This is a genomic window from Streptomyces sp. 3-6 (assembly GCF_056323165.1).
In genome coordinates, this window is the sequence record NZ_JBWHZP010000002.1 from 356,700 (window position 1) to 374,412 (window position 17,713).

11 protein-coding genes and 1 pseudogene are annotated in these 17,713 nt (G+C 69.7%); 7 read left to right on the forward strand and 5 right to left on the reverse strand.

Features of this window, described 5'->3' with window-relative positions; all coding sequences use genetic code 11:
* Positions 1–103: 103 nt before the first annotated feature.
* Positions 104–3,331, reverse strand: coding sequence for a fused isobutyryl-CoA mutase/GTPase IcmF (gene icmF, locus AC02VZ_RS05720; RefSeq protein ID WP_476474701.1), 3,228 nt, complete (start codon positions 3,329–3,331; stop codon positions 104–106).
* Between the two features lie 294 nt (positions 3,332–3,625).
* Here icmF and AC02VZ_RS05725 point away from each other — a divergent pair.
* Positions 3,626–5,288, forward strand: a pseudogene (locus AC02VZ_RS05725) (ABC transporter ATP-binding protein).
* A 226-nt stretch (positions 5,289–5,514) separates the two neighbouring features.
* Here AC02VZ_RS05725 and AC02VZ_RS05730 read toward each other — a convergent pair.
* Entirely contained in the window at positions 5,515–6,630 is a 1,116-nt protein-coding gene (locus tag AC02VZ_RS05730; protein ID WP_476474702.1) for a winged helix DNA-binding domain-containing protein, read from the reverse strand.
* A gap of 358 nt (positions 6,631–6,988) precedes the next feature.
* On the opposite strand from AC02VZ_RS05730, the gene AC02VZ_RS05735 reads away from it, so the two are divergent.
* Together AC02VZ_RS05735 and rfbB are read left to right on the forward strand one after the other, a co-directional pair.
* Positions 6,989–8,056 carry a glucose-1-phosphate thymidylyltransferase gene (locus AC02VZ_RS05735; protein WP_476474703.1) on the forward strand — a complete coding sequence of 356 codons (1,068 nt, stop codon included), beginning with the start codon at positions 6,989–6,991 and terminating at the stop codon, positions 8,054–8,056.
* Complete coding sequence (rfbB, locus tag AC02VZ_RS05740) at positions 8,053–9,027, forward strand: dTDP-glucose 4,6-dehydratase (RefSeq protein WP_432054896.1); 975 nt, start codon at positions 8,053–8,055, stop codon at positions 9,025–9,027. Before AC02VZ_RS05735 ends, rfbB begins: the two co-directional genes overlap by 4 nt.
* A gap of 33 nt (positions 9,028–9,060) precedes the next feature.
* On the opposite strand, the gene AC02VZ_RS05745 is transcribed toward rfbB, so the two are convergent.
* Positions 9,061–9,669, reverse strand: coding sequence for a response regulator transcription factor (locus tag AC02VZ_RS05745; protein WP_432054895.1), 609 nt, complete (start codon positions 9,667–9,669; stop codon positions 9,061–9,063).
* Between the two features lie 413 nt (positions 9,670–10,082).
* Between AC02VZ_RS05745 and AC02VZ_RS05750 the strand changes: the two genes are divergently transcribed.
* Complete coding sequence (locus AC02VZ_RS05750) at positions 10,083–11,105, forward strand: helix-turn-helix transcriptional regulator (protein WP_432054894.1); 1,023 nt, start codon at positions 10,083–10,085, stop codon at positions 11,103–11,105.
* On the opposite strand, the gene rdmE is transcribed toward AC02VZ_RS05750, so the two are convergent.
* Entirely contained in the window at positions 11,083–12,693 is a 1,611-nt protein-coding gene (gene rdmE, locus AC02VZ_RS05755) for an aklavinone 12-hydroxylase RdmE (RefSeq protein ID WP_432054892.1), read from the reverse strand. The two genes, AC02VZ_RS05750 and rdmE, sit on opposite strands and share 23 nt — an antisense overlap.
* Before the next feature lie 232 nt (positions 12,694–12,925).
* On the opposite strand from rdmE, the gene drrA reads away from it, so the two are divergent.
* The 3 genes from drrA to AC02VZ_RS05770 all read left to right on the forward strand — a co-directional run bounded on the left by drrA (position 12,926) and on the right by AC02VZ_RS05770 (position 16,464).
* Positions 12,926–13,918, forward strand: coding sequence for a daunorubicin/doxorubicin transporter ATP-binding protein DrrA (gene drrA, locus AC02VZ_RS05760; protein WP_432054891.1), 993 nt, complete (start codon positions 12,926–12,928; stop codon positions 13,916–13,918).
* Positions 13,915–14,766 carry a daunorubicin/doxorubicin ABC transporter permease DrrB gene (gene drrB, locus AC02VZ_RS05765; RefSeq protein WP_432054890.1) on the forward strand — a complete coding sequence of 284 codons (852 nt, stop codon included), beginning with the start codon at positions 13,915–13,917 and terminating at the stop codon, positions 14,764–14,766. The genes drrA and drrB overlap by 4 nt, the downstream gene beginning before the upstream one ends.
* A gap of 123 nt (positions 14,767–14,889) precedes the next feature.
* The gene (locus AC02VZ_RS05770; RefSeq protein WP_476474704.1) at positions 14,890–16,464 is read left to right on the forward strand and encodes an FAD-binding oxidoreductase; all 1,575 of its coding nucleotides are present in this window, start codon (positions 14,890–14,892) and stop codon (positions 16,462–16,464) included.
* Here the strand turns inward: AC02VZ_RS05770 and AC02VZ_RS05775 are convergent.
* Positions 16,457–17,686, reverse strand: a complete 1,230-nt coding sequence (locus tag AC02VZ_RS05775; RefSeq protein WP_432054888.1) for a methyltransferase domain-containing protein — start codon at positions 17,684–17,686, stop codon at positions 16,457–16,459. The two genes, AC02VZ_RS05770 and AC02VZ_RS05775, sit on opposite strands and share 8 nt — an antisense overlap.
* Between the last annotated feature and the right edge of the window lie 27 nt (positions 17,687–17,713).

Consider the following 17,713-nt stretch of genomic DNA (forward strand, 5'->3'; position numbering starts at 1 on the left):
GGGTGGGCCACCGTCGCTCGGCGGGCCACTGTCTCTGGGCAGGCGACGCCCCGCCGGCACGGTGACGGGGGCGCCCCCGCCCGCCCCCGTGCCGGCCGGGTCGTCAGACGTTGCGCCGGTACTGCCCGCCGACCTCGAAGAACGCCTCGGTCACCTGCTGCAGCGAGCAGACCCGGGCGGCGTCCATGAGGACCTCGAAGACGTTGTCCCCGTTGATCGCGGCCTCCTTGAGCCGGGCGATCGCCCGCTCCGCCTCCTCGGCGTGGGTGGTCCGGAACTCGTGGACCCGCTTGAGCTGGGACTCCTTCTCCCGCTCGGTGGCGCGGGCCAGTTCGAGCTCCTGGGGTTCGGCGTCGCCGCCGGGCCGGCGGAAGGTGTTGACGCCGATGATGGGCAGCGAGCCGTCGTGCTTGCGCTGCTCGTAGAGCATCGACTCGTCCTGGATGCGGCCGCGCTGGTAGCCGGTCTCCATGGCGCCGAGCACGCCGCCGCGCTCGTTGATGCGGTCGAACTCGGCGAGCACCGCGTCCTCGACCAGGTCGGTCAGCTGGTCGATGATGAACGAGCCCTGCAGCGGGTTCTCGTTCATCGCCAGCCCCCATTCCCGGTTGATGATCAGCTGGATCGCCAGCGCGCGGCGCACCGACTCGGCCGACGGGGTCGTGACGGCCTCGTCGTAGGCGTTGGTGTGCAGCGAGTTGGCGTTGTCGTAGATGGCGATCAACGCCTGGAGCGTGGTGCGGATGTCGTTGAAGTCCATCTCCTGGGCGTGCAGGGAGCGTCCGGAGGTCTGGACGTGGTACTTCAGCTTCTGGCTGCGCTCGTTGGCGCCGTACTTCTCCTTCATGGCGATGGCCCAGATGCGGCGGGCGACCCGGCCGAGGACCGAGTACTCGGGGTCCATGCCGTTGGAGAAGAAGAACGACAGGTTCGGGGCGAAGTCGTCGATGTGCATGCCGCGCGCCAGGTACGCCTCGACGTAGGTGAACCCGTTGGCGAGGGTGAACGCGAGCTGGCTGATGGGGTTCGCGCCGGCCTCGGCGATGTGGTACCCGGAGATCGACACCGAGTAGAAGTTGCGCACCCGCTGCCGGATGAACCACTCCTGGATGTCGGCCATCATCCGCAGGGAGAACTCGGTGGAGAACAGGCAGGTGTTCTGCCCCTGGTCCTCCTTGAGGATGTCGGCCTGCACGGTGCCGCGCACGGTGGCCAGGGCGTGCGCGCGCAGTTCCTCCGCCTCCGACGGGGACGGCTCGCGGCCCTGGTCGGCACGGAACCGCTCGATCTGCTGGTCGACGACCGCGTTGAGGAAGAAGGCCAGCACGGTGGGTGCCGGGCCGTTGATCGTCATCGACACCGAGGTGGTGGGCGCGACCAGGTCGAAGCCGTCGTACAGCGCCTTCATGTCGTCCAGCGTCGCGACGGAGACTCCGGAGGTGCCGACCTTGCCGTAGATGTCCGGGCGCGGGTCGGGATCGCGCCCGTACAGCGTCACCGAGTCGAAGGCGGTGGACAGCCGGGTGGCGGGCTGGTCCTCGGACAGCAGCTTGAACCGCCGGTTGGTGCGGAACGGGTCGCCCTCACCGGCGAACATCCGGGCGGGGTCCTCGCCGTCGCGCTTGAACGGGAACACCCCGGCGGTGAACGGGAAGTGACCCGGCAGGTTCTCCCGCCGCCAGAACCGCACCAGTTCCCCGTGGTCGGTGAAGGCGGGCAGCGCGACCCGCGGCACCTTGTTGCCCGACAGGGACTCCCGGGTCAGCTTGGTGCGGATCTCCTTGTCCCGGATCCTCACGACCTGCTCGTCACCCGAGTAGGACTCCACGACGGCGGGCCAGTCGGCGATCTGCTGCACGACCTCGTGCGGAAGCTGCCTGCGCGCGCCCTCCAGCAGCGACTCCACGTCCCCGCCGTCGGACCCGGCCCGGACCAGTTCGCCGTGCACGAGGTCCAGGCGCTGCACCCGCCGGGCCGCCTCGGCGAGCCGTTCCGTCTCGGCGTGGTAGGCGCGGACCGTCTCGGTGATCTCGGAGAGGTAGCGCACCCGCTCGGCGGGCACCACCTGCCGGATGCCGGAGGAGTGCCGCACGTCGACGGCCGGCAGGGTGCCCTCGGTCAGCGGGAGCCCCTTGTCGCCCAGGGCGTCCCGCAGGTGCTGGTAGAGGGCGGTCACGCCGTCGTCGTTGAAGGTGGCCGCCGCGGTGCCGAACACCGGCATGTCCTCGGGGCGCTTGTCGAACGCCTCGCGGTTGCGGACGAGTTGGCGGGCCACGTCGCGCAGGGCGTCCTTGGCGCCGCGCCGCTCGAACTTGTTGATCGCCACCACCTCGGCGAAGTCGAGCATGTCGATCTTCTCGAGCTGCGAGGCGGCGCCGAACTCCGGCGTCATCACGTACATCGGGATGTCCACGAACGGCACGATCGCCGCGTCGCCCTGGCCGATGCCCGGCGTCTCCACGACCACCAGGTCGAAGCCGGCGGCCTTGACGACGTCGATGACCTCCGACAGGTGCTCGGGCAGTTCGTGGCTGCCGCGGGTGGCGAGGCTGCGGAAGAAGATCCGGTCCCCGTCGAGGGAGTTCATCCGGATCCGGTCGCCGAGCAGCGCGCCGCCGCCGCGCCGGCGCGTCGGGTCGACGGCGATCACCGCGATCCGCAGCCGGTCCCGCTGGTCGACCCGGAACCGGCGGACCAGCTCGTCCGTCAGGGAGGACTTGCCGGAGCCGCCGGTCCCGGTGATCCCGAGGACGGGCACGACCCGCTCGGCCACCGCGGCACGCAGCCGCCCGAGGAAGTCGGCGGGCAGCTTGCCGAGTTCGGCGCCCGTGATGGCCCGGGCGATCGCGAACCGGTCGCCGGCCAGGACGGCGTCGGCGTCGGCCGCCCCGCTGTCCCACAGGTCGGTGTCGCAGTCCCGGATCACGGAGTTGACCATCCCGGCCAGGCCCATCCGCTGGCCGTCCTCCGGGGAGAAGATGGTCACGCCGCTCCCGCGCAGCCGGTCGATCTCCTCGGGCACGATCACGCCCCCGCCGCCGCCGACCACCCGGATGTGGCCCGCCCCCCGCTCGCGCAGCGACTCAACGAGGTACTCGAAGTACTCGACGTGCCCGCCCTGGTACGACGAGACCGCCACGCCGTGCACGTCCTCCTCCAGCGCGGCGTCCACGACCTCCCGCACCGACCGGTTGTGTCCGAGATGGATCACCTCGGCGCCCTGGGACTGGAAGATCCGCCGCATGATGTTGATCGACGCGTCGTGCCCGTCGAACAGCGCCGAAGCGGTGACCAGGCGGACGGGGTGCACGGGGCGGTGCAGAGCGTTCATCGGTGCCTTCCCGGACAGGACGGGGGAGTGGTGGCCGAGGAGATATTAGGACGTCCTAGTAAATTGCCGTAGGCGAGAGGAGTGTGACGGCGAGCACATGGGTGCGGAGGCCGGCGCGTACGCAAGGCCGGGCGACCCGGGCGTGCGCCCTCCCGGCGACATCACCACCTGATACCTCCCTCGCGATCCCCTGCACTCCCATATGTCCATTTCTGGTCGGTCCTCCGTAAATGCGTGGACCGGCATCTCGCCCCGACGGGACACTGCCTCCTTTCACGCACCCCGGGGAGAGTGATGGGAACCACAGAGACACCAGGGCCCGCGCCGGGCCGGAGCGCGGTCCTCCTGGCGCTGCGCCTCTACGGCCGGGAACTGAACCGCTTACGGCGGTTCGCCGCACCCGCACTGCAAGGACGCGACGTTCTTCCACGACAACTTCGCCGGCTCCCTCACCAAGCGGGTGCTGAGCTTCGGCAAGCGCTTCGAGGACTTCGTCGACACCCTCGCCTTCCGGATCGTGGGCAGTCTCGTCCCCCTGGTGTTCGGCGTGGTCGTGCTGTGGAGCTACGCGCCGATGCTGGTCGCCGGCCTCCTGCTGATGATCACGATCACGGTCGTCGCCGTCGTCCCGCTGATCCGTCGGCGACAGCGGCTCGTCAACCGCCGCGAGGCCGCCGTCGCGCGCGTTTCCGGCCATGTCGCCGACAGCCTCATGAACATGGAGACCATCCGGGCGTTCGCCGCCGAGGGCCGGGAGGCCGACGAACACCGCAGCCGGGTCGCGCACGCCCGGCGCCTGACGCTGAAGTCGTTCGACTACGCCAACCTGCGCGTCGACGTCCTGGTCGCGCCCATGTCCGTGCTGACCAACGTGCTGGGCCTGTTGGTCGCCGTGGCCTTCGGCGGCTCCGGGCAGGGCGTGGAGGCGGTCGTGGTGGCGTTCACGTACTACTCCAACGCCACCCGGATCATGTTCGAGTTCAACCAGATCTACCGGCGCCTGGAGAGCTCGATGACCGAGGCCGCCCAGTTCACCGAGCTGCTCCTGGACCCGCCCACGGTGCTCGACCCGCCGGACCCCGAGCCGCTCGCACCCCGCGACAGCTCCGTCCGCTTCGAGGCGGTCACCTTCGCCCACGCGGGCGCGCCACCCATCTTCGAGAAGCTGGACCTGGACGTCCCCCCGGGCGCCCGGATCGGCCTGGTCGGCAGGTCCGGCGGCGGCAAGACCACCCTCACCCGGCTCCTGCTGCGCATGTCCGACCTGGACGGCGGGCGCATCCTCGTCGGCGGGCAGGACATCAGCCGCCTGCGCCAGAGCGACCTGCGCTCACTGATCGCCTACGTCCCCCAGGAACCGGCCATGTTCCACCGCAGCCTGCGCGACAACATCGCCTTCGCGCGGCCCGGCGCCACCGACGAGGAGATCCACGCGGCGGCGGACGCCGCCCACGTCACCGAGTTCGCCGACCAGCTCCCCGACGGTTTCGCCACCCTGGTGGGGGAGCGGGGCGTCAAACTCTCCGGCGGCCAGCGCCAGCGCGTCGCGCTCGCCCGGGCCATCCTGCGCGACGCCCCGATCCTGCTCCTCGACGAGGCGACCAGCGCGCTCGACTCGGAGAGCGAACTCCTCGTCCAGGACGCACTGTGGCGCCTGATGGAGGGCCGCACCGCCCTCGTGGTCGCCCACCGCCTGAGCACCGTCGCCGGCATGGACCGCCTCGTCGTCCTCGACCGGGGCACCGTCGTCGAACAGGGCAGCCACGACCAGCTCCTCGCCGCCGAAGGCCCCTACGCCCGGCTCTGGCGCCACCAGTCGGGCGGTTTCCTCGGCGCGACCGAGGAGGGTGCCGGCGAGGGGGCGGACGGCACCGGGCTGGACGAAGACCCCGCGCCCGAGGGCACGATGGTGCCGACGGGGGCAGGGCGGGACGGTACGGGCCCGGCCGGCGTCTGACGGGCAGCCGGTAAGCGGCGAGGCCCGGGCAACCGGAGGTGCCGCTGGGCAGGTGAGGATGACGGCGGGGACCGGCATGGGGGGCGAGCGCGGGAGACGGCGGAGGACGGGCTCCGGACGCCTTGCAGGGGTACCGAGCCCGGCCCTCACCGCCGAGGGCGTGTCTTTCGCTCCCGTGTCCTCCCGGTCCGTCCACCGGGTATCCGACCGGAACCGGGGCGGGGCATCAGACGGTCCGCACCGACATCGTGTACGACCGGCCGTGGCACGCCTCCAGGTGCCCGACCTCCGCCTCCAGCGCCTCCTTCGGCACCTCGCCGCTCTCGGAGAACAGCTGCACGTCCACGGTCCCGTCGGAGACCTCCCACACCCCGGCGACCCGCCCCCGGTGCACCACCACGGGCGTGATCCAGCCGGACGTGCGGCTCACCGCCTTGCGCCGCTGCGACCGCAGGACGCGCGTGTCGGCCGTGCCCGGACCCAGCACGTACTGGTCGAACCCGGCCAGCAGCCGCACCTCCTCGGACGGCTCGGCGGCCGCCAGCGCGTCCACGTCCTCAGCGCGCAGGTAGCACACCGTCCCGTCCACCTCAACCTGCGCCAGCTCCTCACCGAGCGAGGCGAACCAGCCGCGGACCGCGGTCTTGCGGTGCGCGTTGCGCGTGAGCCAGGCGTCGAAGGTCTCCGGTGTCGCCGGCCCGTGCGCCCCGAGATACGCGGGGATCACGATGCGGGCCGCCTCCTCCGGCTCCATCGTCCCGGACCAGCCGGGCACCCGGTCGCGCGGTGAGGCGAAGGTGATGCGGTTGCCCTGGTTCGGTCCGTGACACAGCTTCCCCGTCCAGGCCAGCGGCTTGAGCACCGTCCCCCACCCGGAGGTCAGCTGCCCCTCCAGGGACGCGAACTCCTTCTGGGCGACCAGTGCCTCGGTGAGTTCCTGACGGGTCAGGGACCGGCCGACGAGGAGCTCGTCGACGGCTTCGCCCAGGGCCGTCATCTGCTCCGGCGTGACCCCGAAGGTCCGCTGCCAGGCGGGCTTCTCCCAGGTCTTGGCCGCCGCCATCAACGACAGGTAGGCCGCCGCGTGTTCCACCGCCACGAGATGCAGCGTGCCCCGCATGACCCAGGTCTTGACGACCTCGCGAGCGTCGAGCGCCTGCTGGACGGCGTCGGCCTTCGGCTTCCGCTGCCGGACGGCGAGGGCGAGCTCCGCCGACGAGGCCACCTGCGCCTGAACGCCCGCCAGTTCCCGCACGAGGGTGGCGACGGACGACGTCCCCCGCGGGGCCAGGCTCTGCTGTCGCAGCCGCCAGGCGAGCACCTGGTCATGGGTCACGTGCATGTTGCGCTCCTCGTCGACTTGGTCATGGACCGCTCGCCATCGTGCCCGAACGGCGTCCCGGGACGCGCTCGTTCCGCTGGAGAACGGCTGAAGTGATGCGGTGCATGCTCGGCTCGGCGCCTGCGCACGGTGGCGCGCAGGCACAGCCCGTCCCCTCGGCGTGGTCCGGGCGCGTCGCGATGTCCGCCGAGTCGTCACTCGGGACTCGGCCCGGAGGCGAGGTCAGGCCGTCGGCGACCGCCGCTCCATGAGGGAATCGTCACCTCCGCGGGCCTCGGAAGGTGCCTCACCGTCAGCTGTCGCGCCCCACGATCCGGACACCAGTCGGGCTTGAGAGGTGACGCCTAGGCTCCGGGGCATGAAGGCTCTCGTCCTGTCCGGAAGGCCGGGCACGCGCCTGCGGCCCTTCACACACACGTCTCCCAGGCAGTTGGTGCCGGTGGCGAACAAGCCGGTCCTCTGTCACGTCCTCGAGGACATCGCTCAGGCCGGCATCACCGAGGTCGCCATCGTCGTCGGGGAAACGTCCAACGAGATTCGCAAGGCCGTCGGGAGCGGCGACGGTTTCGGACTCCGTGTCACCTACCTCCCGCAGAAGGCGCCGCTGGGGCCGGCTCACGCTGTCCTCATCGCCCGCGACTATCTCGGGGAGGAGGACTTTGTCGTGTATCTCGGGGACAGCTTCGTCGTCGGCGGCATCGCTGACATCGTCGACGCGTTCCGCGCGGAGCGTCCGGATGCCCAGACCCTGCTCACCCGTGTCTCCGACCCGTCCGACTTCGTCGTGGCGGAAATAGCCCGGGACGGCACGGTCGTCGGGCTGGAGGAAAAGCCGGGGCACCCGCGCAGTGATCTCGCCGTGGTCGGGATCTACTTGTTCACCCCGGTCGTACACGAGGCGGTGCGCGCCCTCACGCCGTCGCGGCGGGGCCGGCTGGACATCACGGACGCCCTCCAGTGGCTCCTCGACGGACCCTACGACGTACGGTCCACCACCATCTCCGGACACTGGAAGGACACGGGAAACGTCGCCGACATGCTGGAAGCGAACCGCACCGTTCTGGAGGGGATCGAGCCGGGCATGGAAGGCCAGGTCGACGCGGCGAGCGAGCTGGTGGGGCGGGTGCGGATCGAGAAGGGTGCGCGGATCCGGGCGTCGCGCATCGTGGGACCCGCCGTCATCGGGTCCGGGACGGTGGTGACGGGATCGTACGTCGGGCCCTACACGTCGATCGCGGAGAACTGCTCGATCGAGGACAGCGCGATCGAGTTCTCCATCATGCTGAGCGATTCCCGGCTCACGGGCACGCGCCGGGTCCAGCATTCGCTCCTGGGGCGGAACGTGACCGTCGCACCGGCCCCCCGCGTGCCCGCAGGTTCCCGTCTCATCCTCGGTGACGACAGCAGGGTGGAGATCCGCTCATGACCACGAAGATCTTGGTGACAGGCGGTGCCGGTTTCATCGGCTCTCACTACGTCCGCGCGCTGCTCGGCCCGCGCGGCGACGGTTCGGTCCAGGTCACCGTTCTGGACGGTTTGACCTATGCGGGCAATCCGGCCAACCTGGACTCCGTCCGCGGCCACGAGCGGTTCGCCTTCGTCCACGGTGACGTCTGCGACGCCCCACTCGTCGACCGGCTGGTCGCCGAGCACGACGAGATCGTCCATTTCGCAGCCGAGTCACACGTCGACCGCTCCGTGCGCGGGGCCGCGGAGTTCGTGCGCACGAATGTGATGGGTACGCAAACACTGCTGGACGCGGCCCTGCGCCACGGCCCCAGGACCTTCGTCCACATCTCCACTGACGAGGTGTACGGCTCCGTCGATGCCGGTGCCAGCACGGAGACCGATCCGCTGCGCCCCAGTTCCGCGTACGCGGCCACGAAGGCGTCGAGCGATCTGCTGGCGCTGTCGTACCACTGCACGCACGGGCTGGACGTCCGGATCACCCGGTGCTCGAACAACTACGGCACCCATCAGCATCCGGAGAAGGTCATTCCGCGCTTTGTGACGACTCTGCTGAGCGGTGGGCGGGTGCCGCTCTACGGTGACGGCGGCAATCTGAGGAACTGGCTGCATGTCGGGGACCACGTCGACGCGGTGGAACTGGTGAGAGAGAAGGGCTCCCCGGGGGAGATCTACAACATCGGCGGCGGCACGGAGCTGTCCAACAAGGAACTGACGGCTCTCCTGCTGGACGCGGTGGGTGCCGGCTGGGACGCCGTGGAGTTCGTCGCCGACCGCAAGGGACACGACCGGCGCTACGCCGTCGACCACGGGAAGATCAGCGCGCTGCTCGGGTACCGGCCACGCCGGGACTTCCAGGACTCGCTCGCCGAGACGGTGGCCTGGTACCGCGGCAACCGCTCCTGGTGGGCACCACTCACCGGATCCTGAGCCGACGGGCCTCCGTCGCCGGTTGTCGGTGGTTCAGATCCAGCCGGACCTACTGGCGATGCGTACCGCGTCGAGCCGGTTGCGCGCGTCCATCTTCCGGACGGCCGTCGCCAGGTAGTTGCGGACCGTCCCGGGGGACAGCGACAGCTTGACCGCGATCTCGTTGACGTCGTCCCCCGCGGCGGCGAGCTGGAGTATCTCCATCTCCCGCTCCGTGAGTGGACATCCGGTGTTGCCCCAGGCGGCGAGGGTGAGTTCGGTGTCGAAGACGCGGCGGCCCTCGTGGACGCTGCGTATGGCATCGCTGAGGTGCGCCGGCGGGGCGTTCTTCAGCACCAGGCCGCCGAGGCCGGATGCCAGCGACTGGCGGACTGTGGCCAGCCGGGCGAAACTCGCGGTGAGCAGTGTGCGGCAGTCCGGGAGATGCTCCTGAATCGCCAACGCGGAGAGAAGCCCCTCCTGCTCGTGCGTGTCGACGTCGATGACCGTCACGTCGGGGCTGTACTCCAGAGCGGTCCGGATCAACTCACTGCCGACGCCTGCGGAAGCGATGACTTTGATGTCCGGTTCACGTTCCACCAGGAGAACCATGGCGGCACGCACCATTTCCAGTTGTTCAGCTATCACGACTCTGATGGTCATGAAATTCCCTTCCCCCGTCGATGCGAATTCGCCCCTCCGCTATGTCATTTCGGCCACCATGACCGAATCGCCATGAGCGGATTCTGCGGCCGGGGGCGCAGCGATCGGTCCTCGAGGGACCGGCCCGCCCTCTCAGGTACCCTCCCCGTTTGTGCTGTCTGTTCGGCAAGGCCCCGGCGGACTCTCCCGGGAGTAAACGGGCAGGCGAGTTCCCAGCAAAGGCCCGCGACCGAGTGCTGCTCATCGACTCCCCCGTCTTCTCGGCAAGAAACTGGCGTGGTCTCCGCAAACCGATCTTGCGTACGACTATAAGACGTGATTCAGGGAGTTGCTACGGGCGCCTGTGAGGCCCGGAGGAAGAATGACGGGAATCGAGGCCATGGCTTGACCGCGATTCGTGTCACCCTGGAAACATGACCGAGACGCCATCCCGCATGCTCCGTCTGCTGTCCCTCCTGCAGAACAGCCGGGACTGGCCAGGACGCGAGCTGGCGAAGCGGCTCGGCGTCAGTCCGCGAACACTGCGTCGGGACGTGGAGCGATTGCGGGATCTCGGATATCCGGTTCAGGCCATACCGGGCGTCGGCGGGGGCTACCGTCTGGAGGCGGGCGCCAGTCTCCCGCCACTGCTCCTCGACGACGACGAGGCGGTCGCCATCGCGGTCGGGTTGCGAACGGCCGCGGGGGGAAGCGTGGCGGACATCGAGAACACCTCGATCCGCGCGCTGGCCAAGCTGGAGCAGGTGCTGCCCAAGCGGCTGCGGAGCCGGGTCAACGCCCTTCAGGCGTACACGGTTCCGATGTTCACGGTGACCCCGACCGTGAGCCCCGAGTGTCTCGCGTCGGTGGCTCAGGCGTGCCGTGACCAGCAGCGGCTGAGATTTACCTATCGCAAGCGCGACGGGGAGACGAGCAGCCGTCTGGTGGAGCCGTACCGTCTGGTCCATGTGAACCGGAAGTGGTACGTGCTGTCCTATGACATGGGACGGCAGGACTGGCGCACCTTCCGCGTGGACCGCATGGAATCGCTGCTGTTGACGGGGGTGCGTTTCCAGCAGCGCGAGTTGCCTGCCGAGGACGCGGCGGCCTACGTGGCGCAGTCGATCACCTCCTCGCTGGCCCGATTCCGGGCGCTGGTCACCCTGCACGCACCGGTCGAGGTGGTGGCGGAGCGGATCCGCCCGCGCGACGGAATCCTCACGGCGGTCGATCACCGGACGTGCCGGCTGCGTTCGGCCGCCGATTCGCTGGAGTGGCTGGCGCTCACCATCGGGATGTTCGGCGTCGAGTTCGAGGTGCACGAACCGCCCGAACTGATCGATTATTTGCAGGAGTTGTCGGGGCGTCTGGCCCGCGCCGCGGCGCCGGGTGCGGGTCGCATGGTGACGGCGCCGTCGGCGCGGGACACTCCGGTCAGCGGGCCAGCAGCCGGGTGAGCAGGGTGTTCAGCTGGTCCTGTGCCTCTGCTCCCGGTGCTGCCGCTGTACGCCAGGCGACCACACCGTCCGGGCGCACCAAGCCGGCTCCGGCCCGGCCGATCCCATAGGTCCGCGTCAGTTCCCCGGAGGGGGCGGTGACATCGCGGCCGACGAGGTGGACGTCGAGGCGGACGCCCAGATCCCCGGCGACGCGGGCAGCCGCCCGGCCCCAGGCGTCGCCCTCCGGCGCGGCCAGGAGCACCCAGCTATCGCCGAACAACTCGACGGTGGAACGCCGTGTCCCGTCCTGCTCGATCCAGACGTGGGGTGCGCGGAAGCCGGGGCGCCCGGAGGGGCGTCGCGGGTCCTCGGTCGGCTCGGGGTCGTCGTTCTCGGCGGCAACGGCGTCGGAGCGGTAGCGGAAGCCCATGACGACCTGGGCCGTACCGCGTTCCTCGGGAACACTGCCGAGCAGGTGGGGGGCCATGCGCTGGGCGTAGATGGCGAGTGACTCGTCGACGACGAGGCGGGCCACGAGCGACCGCTCCGTTCCGTAGCTGTCGAGGAGCCGCTCGCCCGCCTCGCCGCGCAGCACGGCGGCCAGCTTCCAGGCCACGTCGAACCCGTCACCGATGGCGGTGTTGCCGCCCATGCCCCCGGTGGGCGGGGTGACCTTGGCGGCATCGCCGACCAGCAGCACCGGCCCTTCGCGCCACCGGTCAGCGATGTACGCGGCCATGTCCCAAACCTGGATGTCGAGGATGTCCGGGACGAGCCCAGGCGCGTCGACAGCCAGCCGGATCAGCTCGGTGCAGCGCTGCGGACTGTAGTCCTCGGGCCTCTCACCACGTTCCGGGTCGTAGCGGACGTAGAAGGTATGCCGGTTGGGCCGGTCGGTGGGCCCGAATGTGCCGGTGAAGTCCGGGTGCTGGAGGTAGTACCAGCCGGTGGACCCGGGCGGTACGACGGCAGTGAGGTCGGCCTCGAAGATGACGCCCACGAAGCGGGCCAGGGTCCCCTGACCGTGCCGGGTGATGCCCAGATTCTCCCGGATCGCGCTGCGGGGTCCGTCGGCGGCGACCAGGTAGCGGGCTCGCACGGTGCTTTCCGCTCCCGTGCCCAGGTCGCGCAGGCGTGCCGTGACACCGTCGTCGCCCGTCTGGAAAGAGGTCAGTTCGGTGGCGAACCGGATCTCCGCGCCGTGCTTGGCGGCGTGGGCCACCAGGACGGGCTCCACCCGGTCCTGGGGAGCGAGCGCCCAGGGCATGGGCGTGCACTGTTCCGTCGCGCCCACCAGTTCCTCGAAGCTCTCCGCGAAGCTGTGCAGGACGCGACCGCCCACGCGCTCCACGACCTTGATGGTGAAGTCGCCCTGAGCGCCGCGGATGTCGTCCGTGGCCAGGATCTCGTCGGCCACGCCGCCGAAGTGGAACAGTTCCATGGTGCGCGGGTTCTGGCCCGCCGCCTTGGGCAGGACCGAGGTGGTGGCGTGCCGTTCCACCAGCAGCACCCGCACCCCCCGGCGGGCGAGGAACAGGGCGGTGGACAGCCCCCCGAGACCGCCGCCCACCACGAGGACTTCGACATCCGACGTCGTCAAGGCCACCTCAAACCTCCCGGTTCGCGGCGCGTGCCGCCGCACCCCCAGCGTCGGGCGCCCCACTCGAAGGGGTCACGAGGCTCGGTGGAGCCTCGTACGGAAAATGGCTCGGCGGACGAGGCCATCGCGGCCATGAAGTGTCCTCATTGGGGTCTACGGTACTCAACGTGAACCCGATCGACCGAAATGAATTACCGTGCACGCTTTGTCCGCTCCGTGCGACTCCTGGGGGCGTTCTGTGAACACGCAGCCGACATCGGCCATCGAAACGTCCGGCCTCGTCAAGGTCTACAGCGGGACGAGGGCGGTGGACGGCCTGGACCTCGACGTCCCGGCCGGTCTCGTCTACGGCATCCTTGGGCCGAACGGCGCCGGCAAGTCCACCACGATCCGCATGCTGGCGACGCTGCTGCGTCCGGACGGCGGTACGGCCCGGGTCTTCGGTCACGACGTGACGAGGGAACCCGATACGGTCCGGCGCAGAATCAGTGTGACCGGCCAGTACGCCTCCGTCGACGAGGGCCTGACCGGTACGGAGAACCTCATCATGATGGGCCGGCTCCAGGGCTATTCCTGGGCCCGGGCCAGGGAGCGCGCCGCCGAGCTGATCGACGGCTTCGGGCTGGGCGACGCCCGCGACCGGCTTCTGAAGACCTACTCCGGTGGCATGCGACGTCGGCTCGACATCGCCGCGAGCATCGTCGTCACCCCCGACCTGCTGTTCCTGGACGAACCGACCACCGGTCTCGACCCGCGCAGCCGGAACCAGGTCTGGGACATCGTGCGGGCCCTGGTGGACGCCGGCACGACGGTGCTGCTGACGACGCAGTATCTCGACGAGGCGGACCAACTGGCCGACCGCATCGCGGTCATCGACCACGGCCGGGTGATCGCGGAGGGCACCACCGGAGAGCTGAAGTCCTCGCTCGGGTCCAACGTCCTGCGGCTGCGCCTGCACGACGCCCGGTCGCGCGCCGAGGCGGAGCGGCTGCTGAGCGCGGAACTGGGCGTAGCGGTCCACCGAGACTCCGATCCGACGGCGCTGAGCGCGAGGATCGACGACCCCAGGCAGGGCATGCGTGCCCTGGCCGTGCTGTCACACACGCAGGTGGAGGTACGCAGTTTCTCCCTCGGCCAGTCCAGCCTCGACGAGGTCTTCCTGGCGCTGACCGGCCGGCCCGCGATTGACCGGCCCGCGGAAGAAGCGGCCGAAGAGGAGAAGGTGGCATGACGACGTCCCCCGACACCATGGAATCCACGACCCCTGTGAGCGACCGGCTGAGGACCGTGCTGTCCACAGGTGAACGGCCGGCCCGCGCGACGGCGGTGTCCGCCACCACGACCCATCTGTGGCGGGCGATGATGGCGTTCAAGCATTTTCCGGTGCAGCTGATCGACATCGTCCTGATGCCGCTGATCTTCCTGCTGATGTTCACGTACCTGTTCGGCGGGGCGTTCGCGGACTCTACCGAGGAGTACCTGCAGTTCTACCTCCCGGGCGTCACGGTGCAGGCGGTCGTCATGATGACGGTCTACACCGGCACCTCGCTCAACACGGACATCCACAAGGGCGTGTTCGACCGTTTCCGGACACTCCCCTTCTGGCAGCCGGCGACGCTCGCGGGCAGTCTCCTCGGTGACGTGCTCCGGTACGTCGTCGCCCTGGCGACCACGGTGTCCCTCGGGCTGCTGCTGGGCTTCCGCCCCGACGGCGGTTTCCTCGGCGTGGTCGGCGCGATGCTGGTACTGATCCTCTTCGGGTTCAGCGTGAGCTGGATCTTCGCCGCCCTGGGCGTGGTTGCCAGCGAGCCCGAACGGGTCTCCGGGACCAGCATGATCGTGCTGTATCCGCTGTTGTTCATGAGCAACATCTTCGTCATGCCGGAGACGATGCCCGGCTGGATGCAGACCATCGTCGACGCCAATCCGATGAGCCACGCGGCGACGGCCTCGCGGGAGCTCATGCACGGCACGGCCGGCTTCTGGGACGTGGGTCTGGTCCTGTGCGTGTCGGCAGGACTGGTGGCCGTCTTCGCACCGCTGACCATGCGTCTGTACCGCAACAAGAACGCTCACTGACCACAGGTACCGGAGTGCCGCTCGCACCGCGCTGGAGCTTCGTTGAGGGGTGTGAGCGGCACACCTACTGTCCCCGGAGACACATCCCGGAGATTTGACAGACACCTGGAAGGGGCGTCTCCCGTGGCCCGGTACCCACAGGTTCCCTCGGCACCGCATACACAGGTCCGGCCGTCCTCCGTCGTCGGCCGGCACGATCCCCGATATCCCGATCTGGTCAGTCGCGGCATCAACGCCCGCTTCACCCCCGACCCCGACACCGTCCGGGTGGTGGCCACCGCGGAGCAGGCCGTGCAGGCGGTGCGGGACAGCGTGCGCGACGGCCCCCGGCTGGCGGTGCGCAGCGGGGGGCACTGCTTCGAGTCGCTCGTGGACGACCCTGCTGTCACCACGGTGATCGACGTGTCGGAGATGCGTTCGGTGTACTTCGACGAGGAACTGAACGCGTTCTCCGTCGACTCGGGAGCCACCCTCGGCACCATGTACCGGAGCCTGTACCTCGGGTGGGGCGTGACCGTCCCGGCCGGACGCTGCCCCGAGGTCGGGGTCGGCGGCCACATCGCGGGAGGCGGGGGCGGAGCGTTGTCCCGCACGTACGGACTGTCGGTCGACCATCTCCACGGAGTCGAGGTCGTGGTGGTGGACTCCGGCGGGCGGGCCCGGCTGGTGCGGGCCACGCGGGAACCGTCGGACCCGCACCGTGACCTGTGGTGGGCGCACACCGGTGGGGGCGCCGGCAGCTTCGGTCTGGTCACGCGCTATCTGTTCCGTTCCCCCGGCACGGACGCGGGGTCCCGGCTCCCGGACCCGGGCCGGCTGCTGCCCAGGCCGCCGGGTTCAGTGCTGCGCAAGACGGTGCGCTGGAACTGGGACAGCGTCGACGAGACCGCCTTCTGCACGCTCGTACGGAACTTCGGGGCGTGGCACGAGCGGCACGCGGCCCCCGGTGATCCGGGAGCCCGGCTCGACAACAGTCTCGCCCTGCCCCGTACGGGCGGCGGCCCTCTGACGCTGGAGACGGCAGTCGATGCCACGCGGCCCGACGCGGAGGAGCTCACCGACCTGTTCATCCGTGAGGTGTCGCAAGGCGTCGGCGCCCGCCCCGAGGTGTCGGTGACGACGCTGCCGTGGCTCGCCGCGACGCTTGTCCCTGACGAATTCGCCGGGATGAAGGGCCGGTTCAAGTCCAAGGCGGCCTTCCTGCGCACCGGCTGGAGCGAACGGCAGGCCCGGATGGTGTACCAGCGGCTCACAGACACCGCCGACTACCACAACCCCGCCGCGACGGTCTACCTGCTCTCGCACGGGGGTGAGGTGAACCGGCCCGGCCCGGCGGACACGGCCATGGCACACCGCGACGCGGTACTCAAGACCTACTGGTCGGTGTTCTGGTTCGACGAGCGGGAGGACGCCCTCCACCTGGACTGGATTCGGGCGTGCTACGCGGAGTTCTTCGGTGACGCCGGCGGAGTGCCCGATCCGCGCCGCGGCTACGGGGGCGCTTTCGTGAACTACGCCGACGCCGACCTGACCGACCCGGACCTCAACCGCAGTGGCGTGCCCTGGCACCATCTCTACTTCCGGGACAACTACGCCGCGCTTCAGCGGGTCAAGGAGCGCTGGGACCCGGACGACGTCTTCCGGCACGCCCTCTCTGTCCGGAGGTCCGGGGACGGCTCCGCCCCCGGCATCAGCTGATCCGGAACTCCGGGACGTACAGGATCCAGCGACCCCCCTGCTTCGTGAACTCTGCTTCCCGGCACTGGACTTCGTCCAGGTGGTTCCACGCGAAGAGCAGCGCATAGTCGGGGTAGGGCGCCCGGAACTCCTCGGCGGAGCGAATGGGGATGTGGGACCCAGGCAGCCGACGGCCGATCTTGGCCGGCGTGGTGTCGTAGACGCACGGCAGCAGATCGGGGCCGATCCCCGCGTAGTTGAGTACGGTGGCGCTCTTGGCGGTCGCCCCGTACCCGACGACGTAGAAGCCGAGGTCGCGCAGCTCGCGCAGACGGGCCACCAGGTCCCAGCAGGCCCGTTTGACCTGGGCGCCGAACTTCTCCAGCGTCGTCAGGTCGGCGAGTCCGCGGCGACTCTCCTCGGCGATCAGCTCGCCGACCCGGCAGCTCGGCTGCCGCCGTCCCGCGCGGGCGATGGTGTAGCGGACCTCGCCGCCGTGCACCGGGAGCCGCTCCACATCGACCAGTTCGAACCCGAAGCGCTGGGCCGTGGTGCTGACCGAGCGGGCGGTGAACAGATAGAAGTGCTCGTCGTAGATCTGGTCGAAGGTGTTCTTCTCGACGATGTCGCCGAGGTAGGGGTCCTCGAAGACGAAGACGCCGTCCGGCGCGAGGAGGGCGTCGACCCCGCGGAAAACGGAGTCGAGGTACGGGATGTGGCAGATCGTGTTGGCAGCGTAGATGACGTGCGCGGGCCCGTGTTCCCGCTCGATCTCGCGGGCGGTGGACTCCTCGAAGAACGCCGTCCGCACGTGGATGCCCTCGGCCCGGGAGGCGTCGGCGACACCGCCGGAAGGTTCTACGCCGAGGTGCCGGACACCGGCGTCGCGCATCGTGCGGAGCATCACTCCGTCGTTGCTGCCGATCTCCACGCAGAACGAGTCCGGTCCGGTCAGTTCTGTACCGATCAGCCGACGGGCGGTCGCCGCGAAGTGCTCACGCATCCGCTCGGACCCCGAGGAGTGGTACGGGTAGTCGTAGCGGAACATGCGTTCCCTGGGCACCTCCTCCAGCAGCTGGACCATGGTGCACGCGACGCACATCCCGACCGCGAGCCGGAAGAAGAACTCGTTGTCGAGCTCCTCCTCCGACGGGAAGTAGTCGGACAGCGGCTGGCGGCCGAAGTCGAAGAACTCCCGTACACGGCCACCGCAGATACGACATGTCGATTCGTTCGGCTCCATGATCCCTCTCGATGCTGGGTGGCCGCC

What these genes read in the sequence shown, in the direction of transcription:
- icmF (WP_476474701.1), bottom strand. Translation starts at nt 3,331, where the DNA reads ATGAACGCTCTGCACCGCCCCGTGCACCCCGTCCGCCTGGTCACCGCT.
- AC02VZ_RS05730 (WP_476474702.1), bottom strand. Translation starts at nt 6,630, where the DNA reads ATGCACGTGACCCATGACCAGGTGCTCGCCTGGCGGCTGCGACAGCAG.
- AC02VZ_RS05735 (WP_476474703.1), top strand. Translation starts at nt 6,989, where the DNA reads ATGAAGGCTCTCGTCCTGTCCGGAAGGCCGGGCACGCGCCTGCGGCCC.
- rfbB (WP_432054896.1), top strand. Translation starts at nt 8,053, where the DNA reads ATGACCACGAAGATCTTGGTGACAGGCGGTGCCGGTTTCATCGGCTCT.
- AC02VZ_RS05745 (WP_432054895.1), bottom strand. Translation starts at nt 9,669, where the DNA reads ATGACCATCAGAGTCGTGATAGCTGAACAACTGGAAATGGTGCGTGCC.
- AC02VZ_RS05750 (WP_432054894.1), top strand. Translation starts at nt 10,083, where the DNA reads ATGACCGAGACGCCATCCCGCATGCTCCGTCTGCTGTCCCTCCTGCAG.
- drrB (WP_432054890.1), top strand. Translation starts at nt 13,915, where the DNA reads ATGACGACGTCCCCCGACACCATGGAATCCACGACCCCTGTGAGCGAC.
- AC02VZ_RS05775 (WP_432054888.1), bottom strand. Translation starts at nt 17,686, where the DNA reads ATGGAGCCGAACGAATCGACATGTCGTATCTGCGGTGGCCGTGTACGG.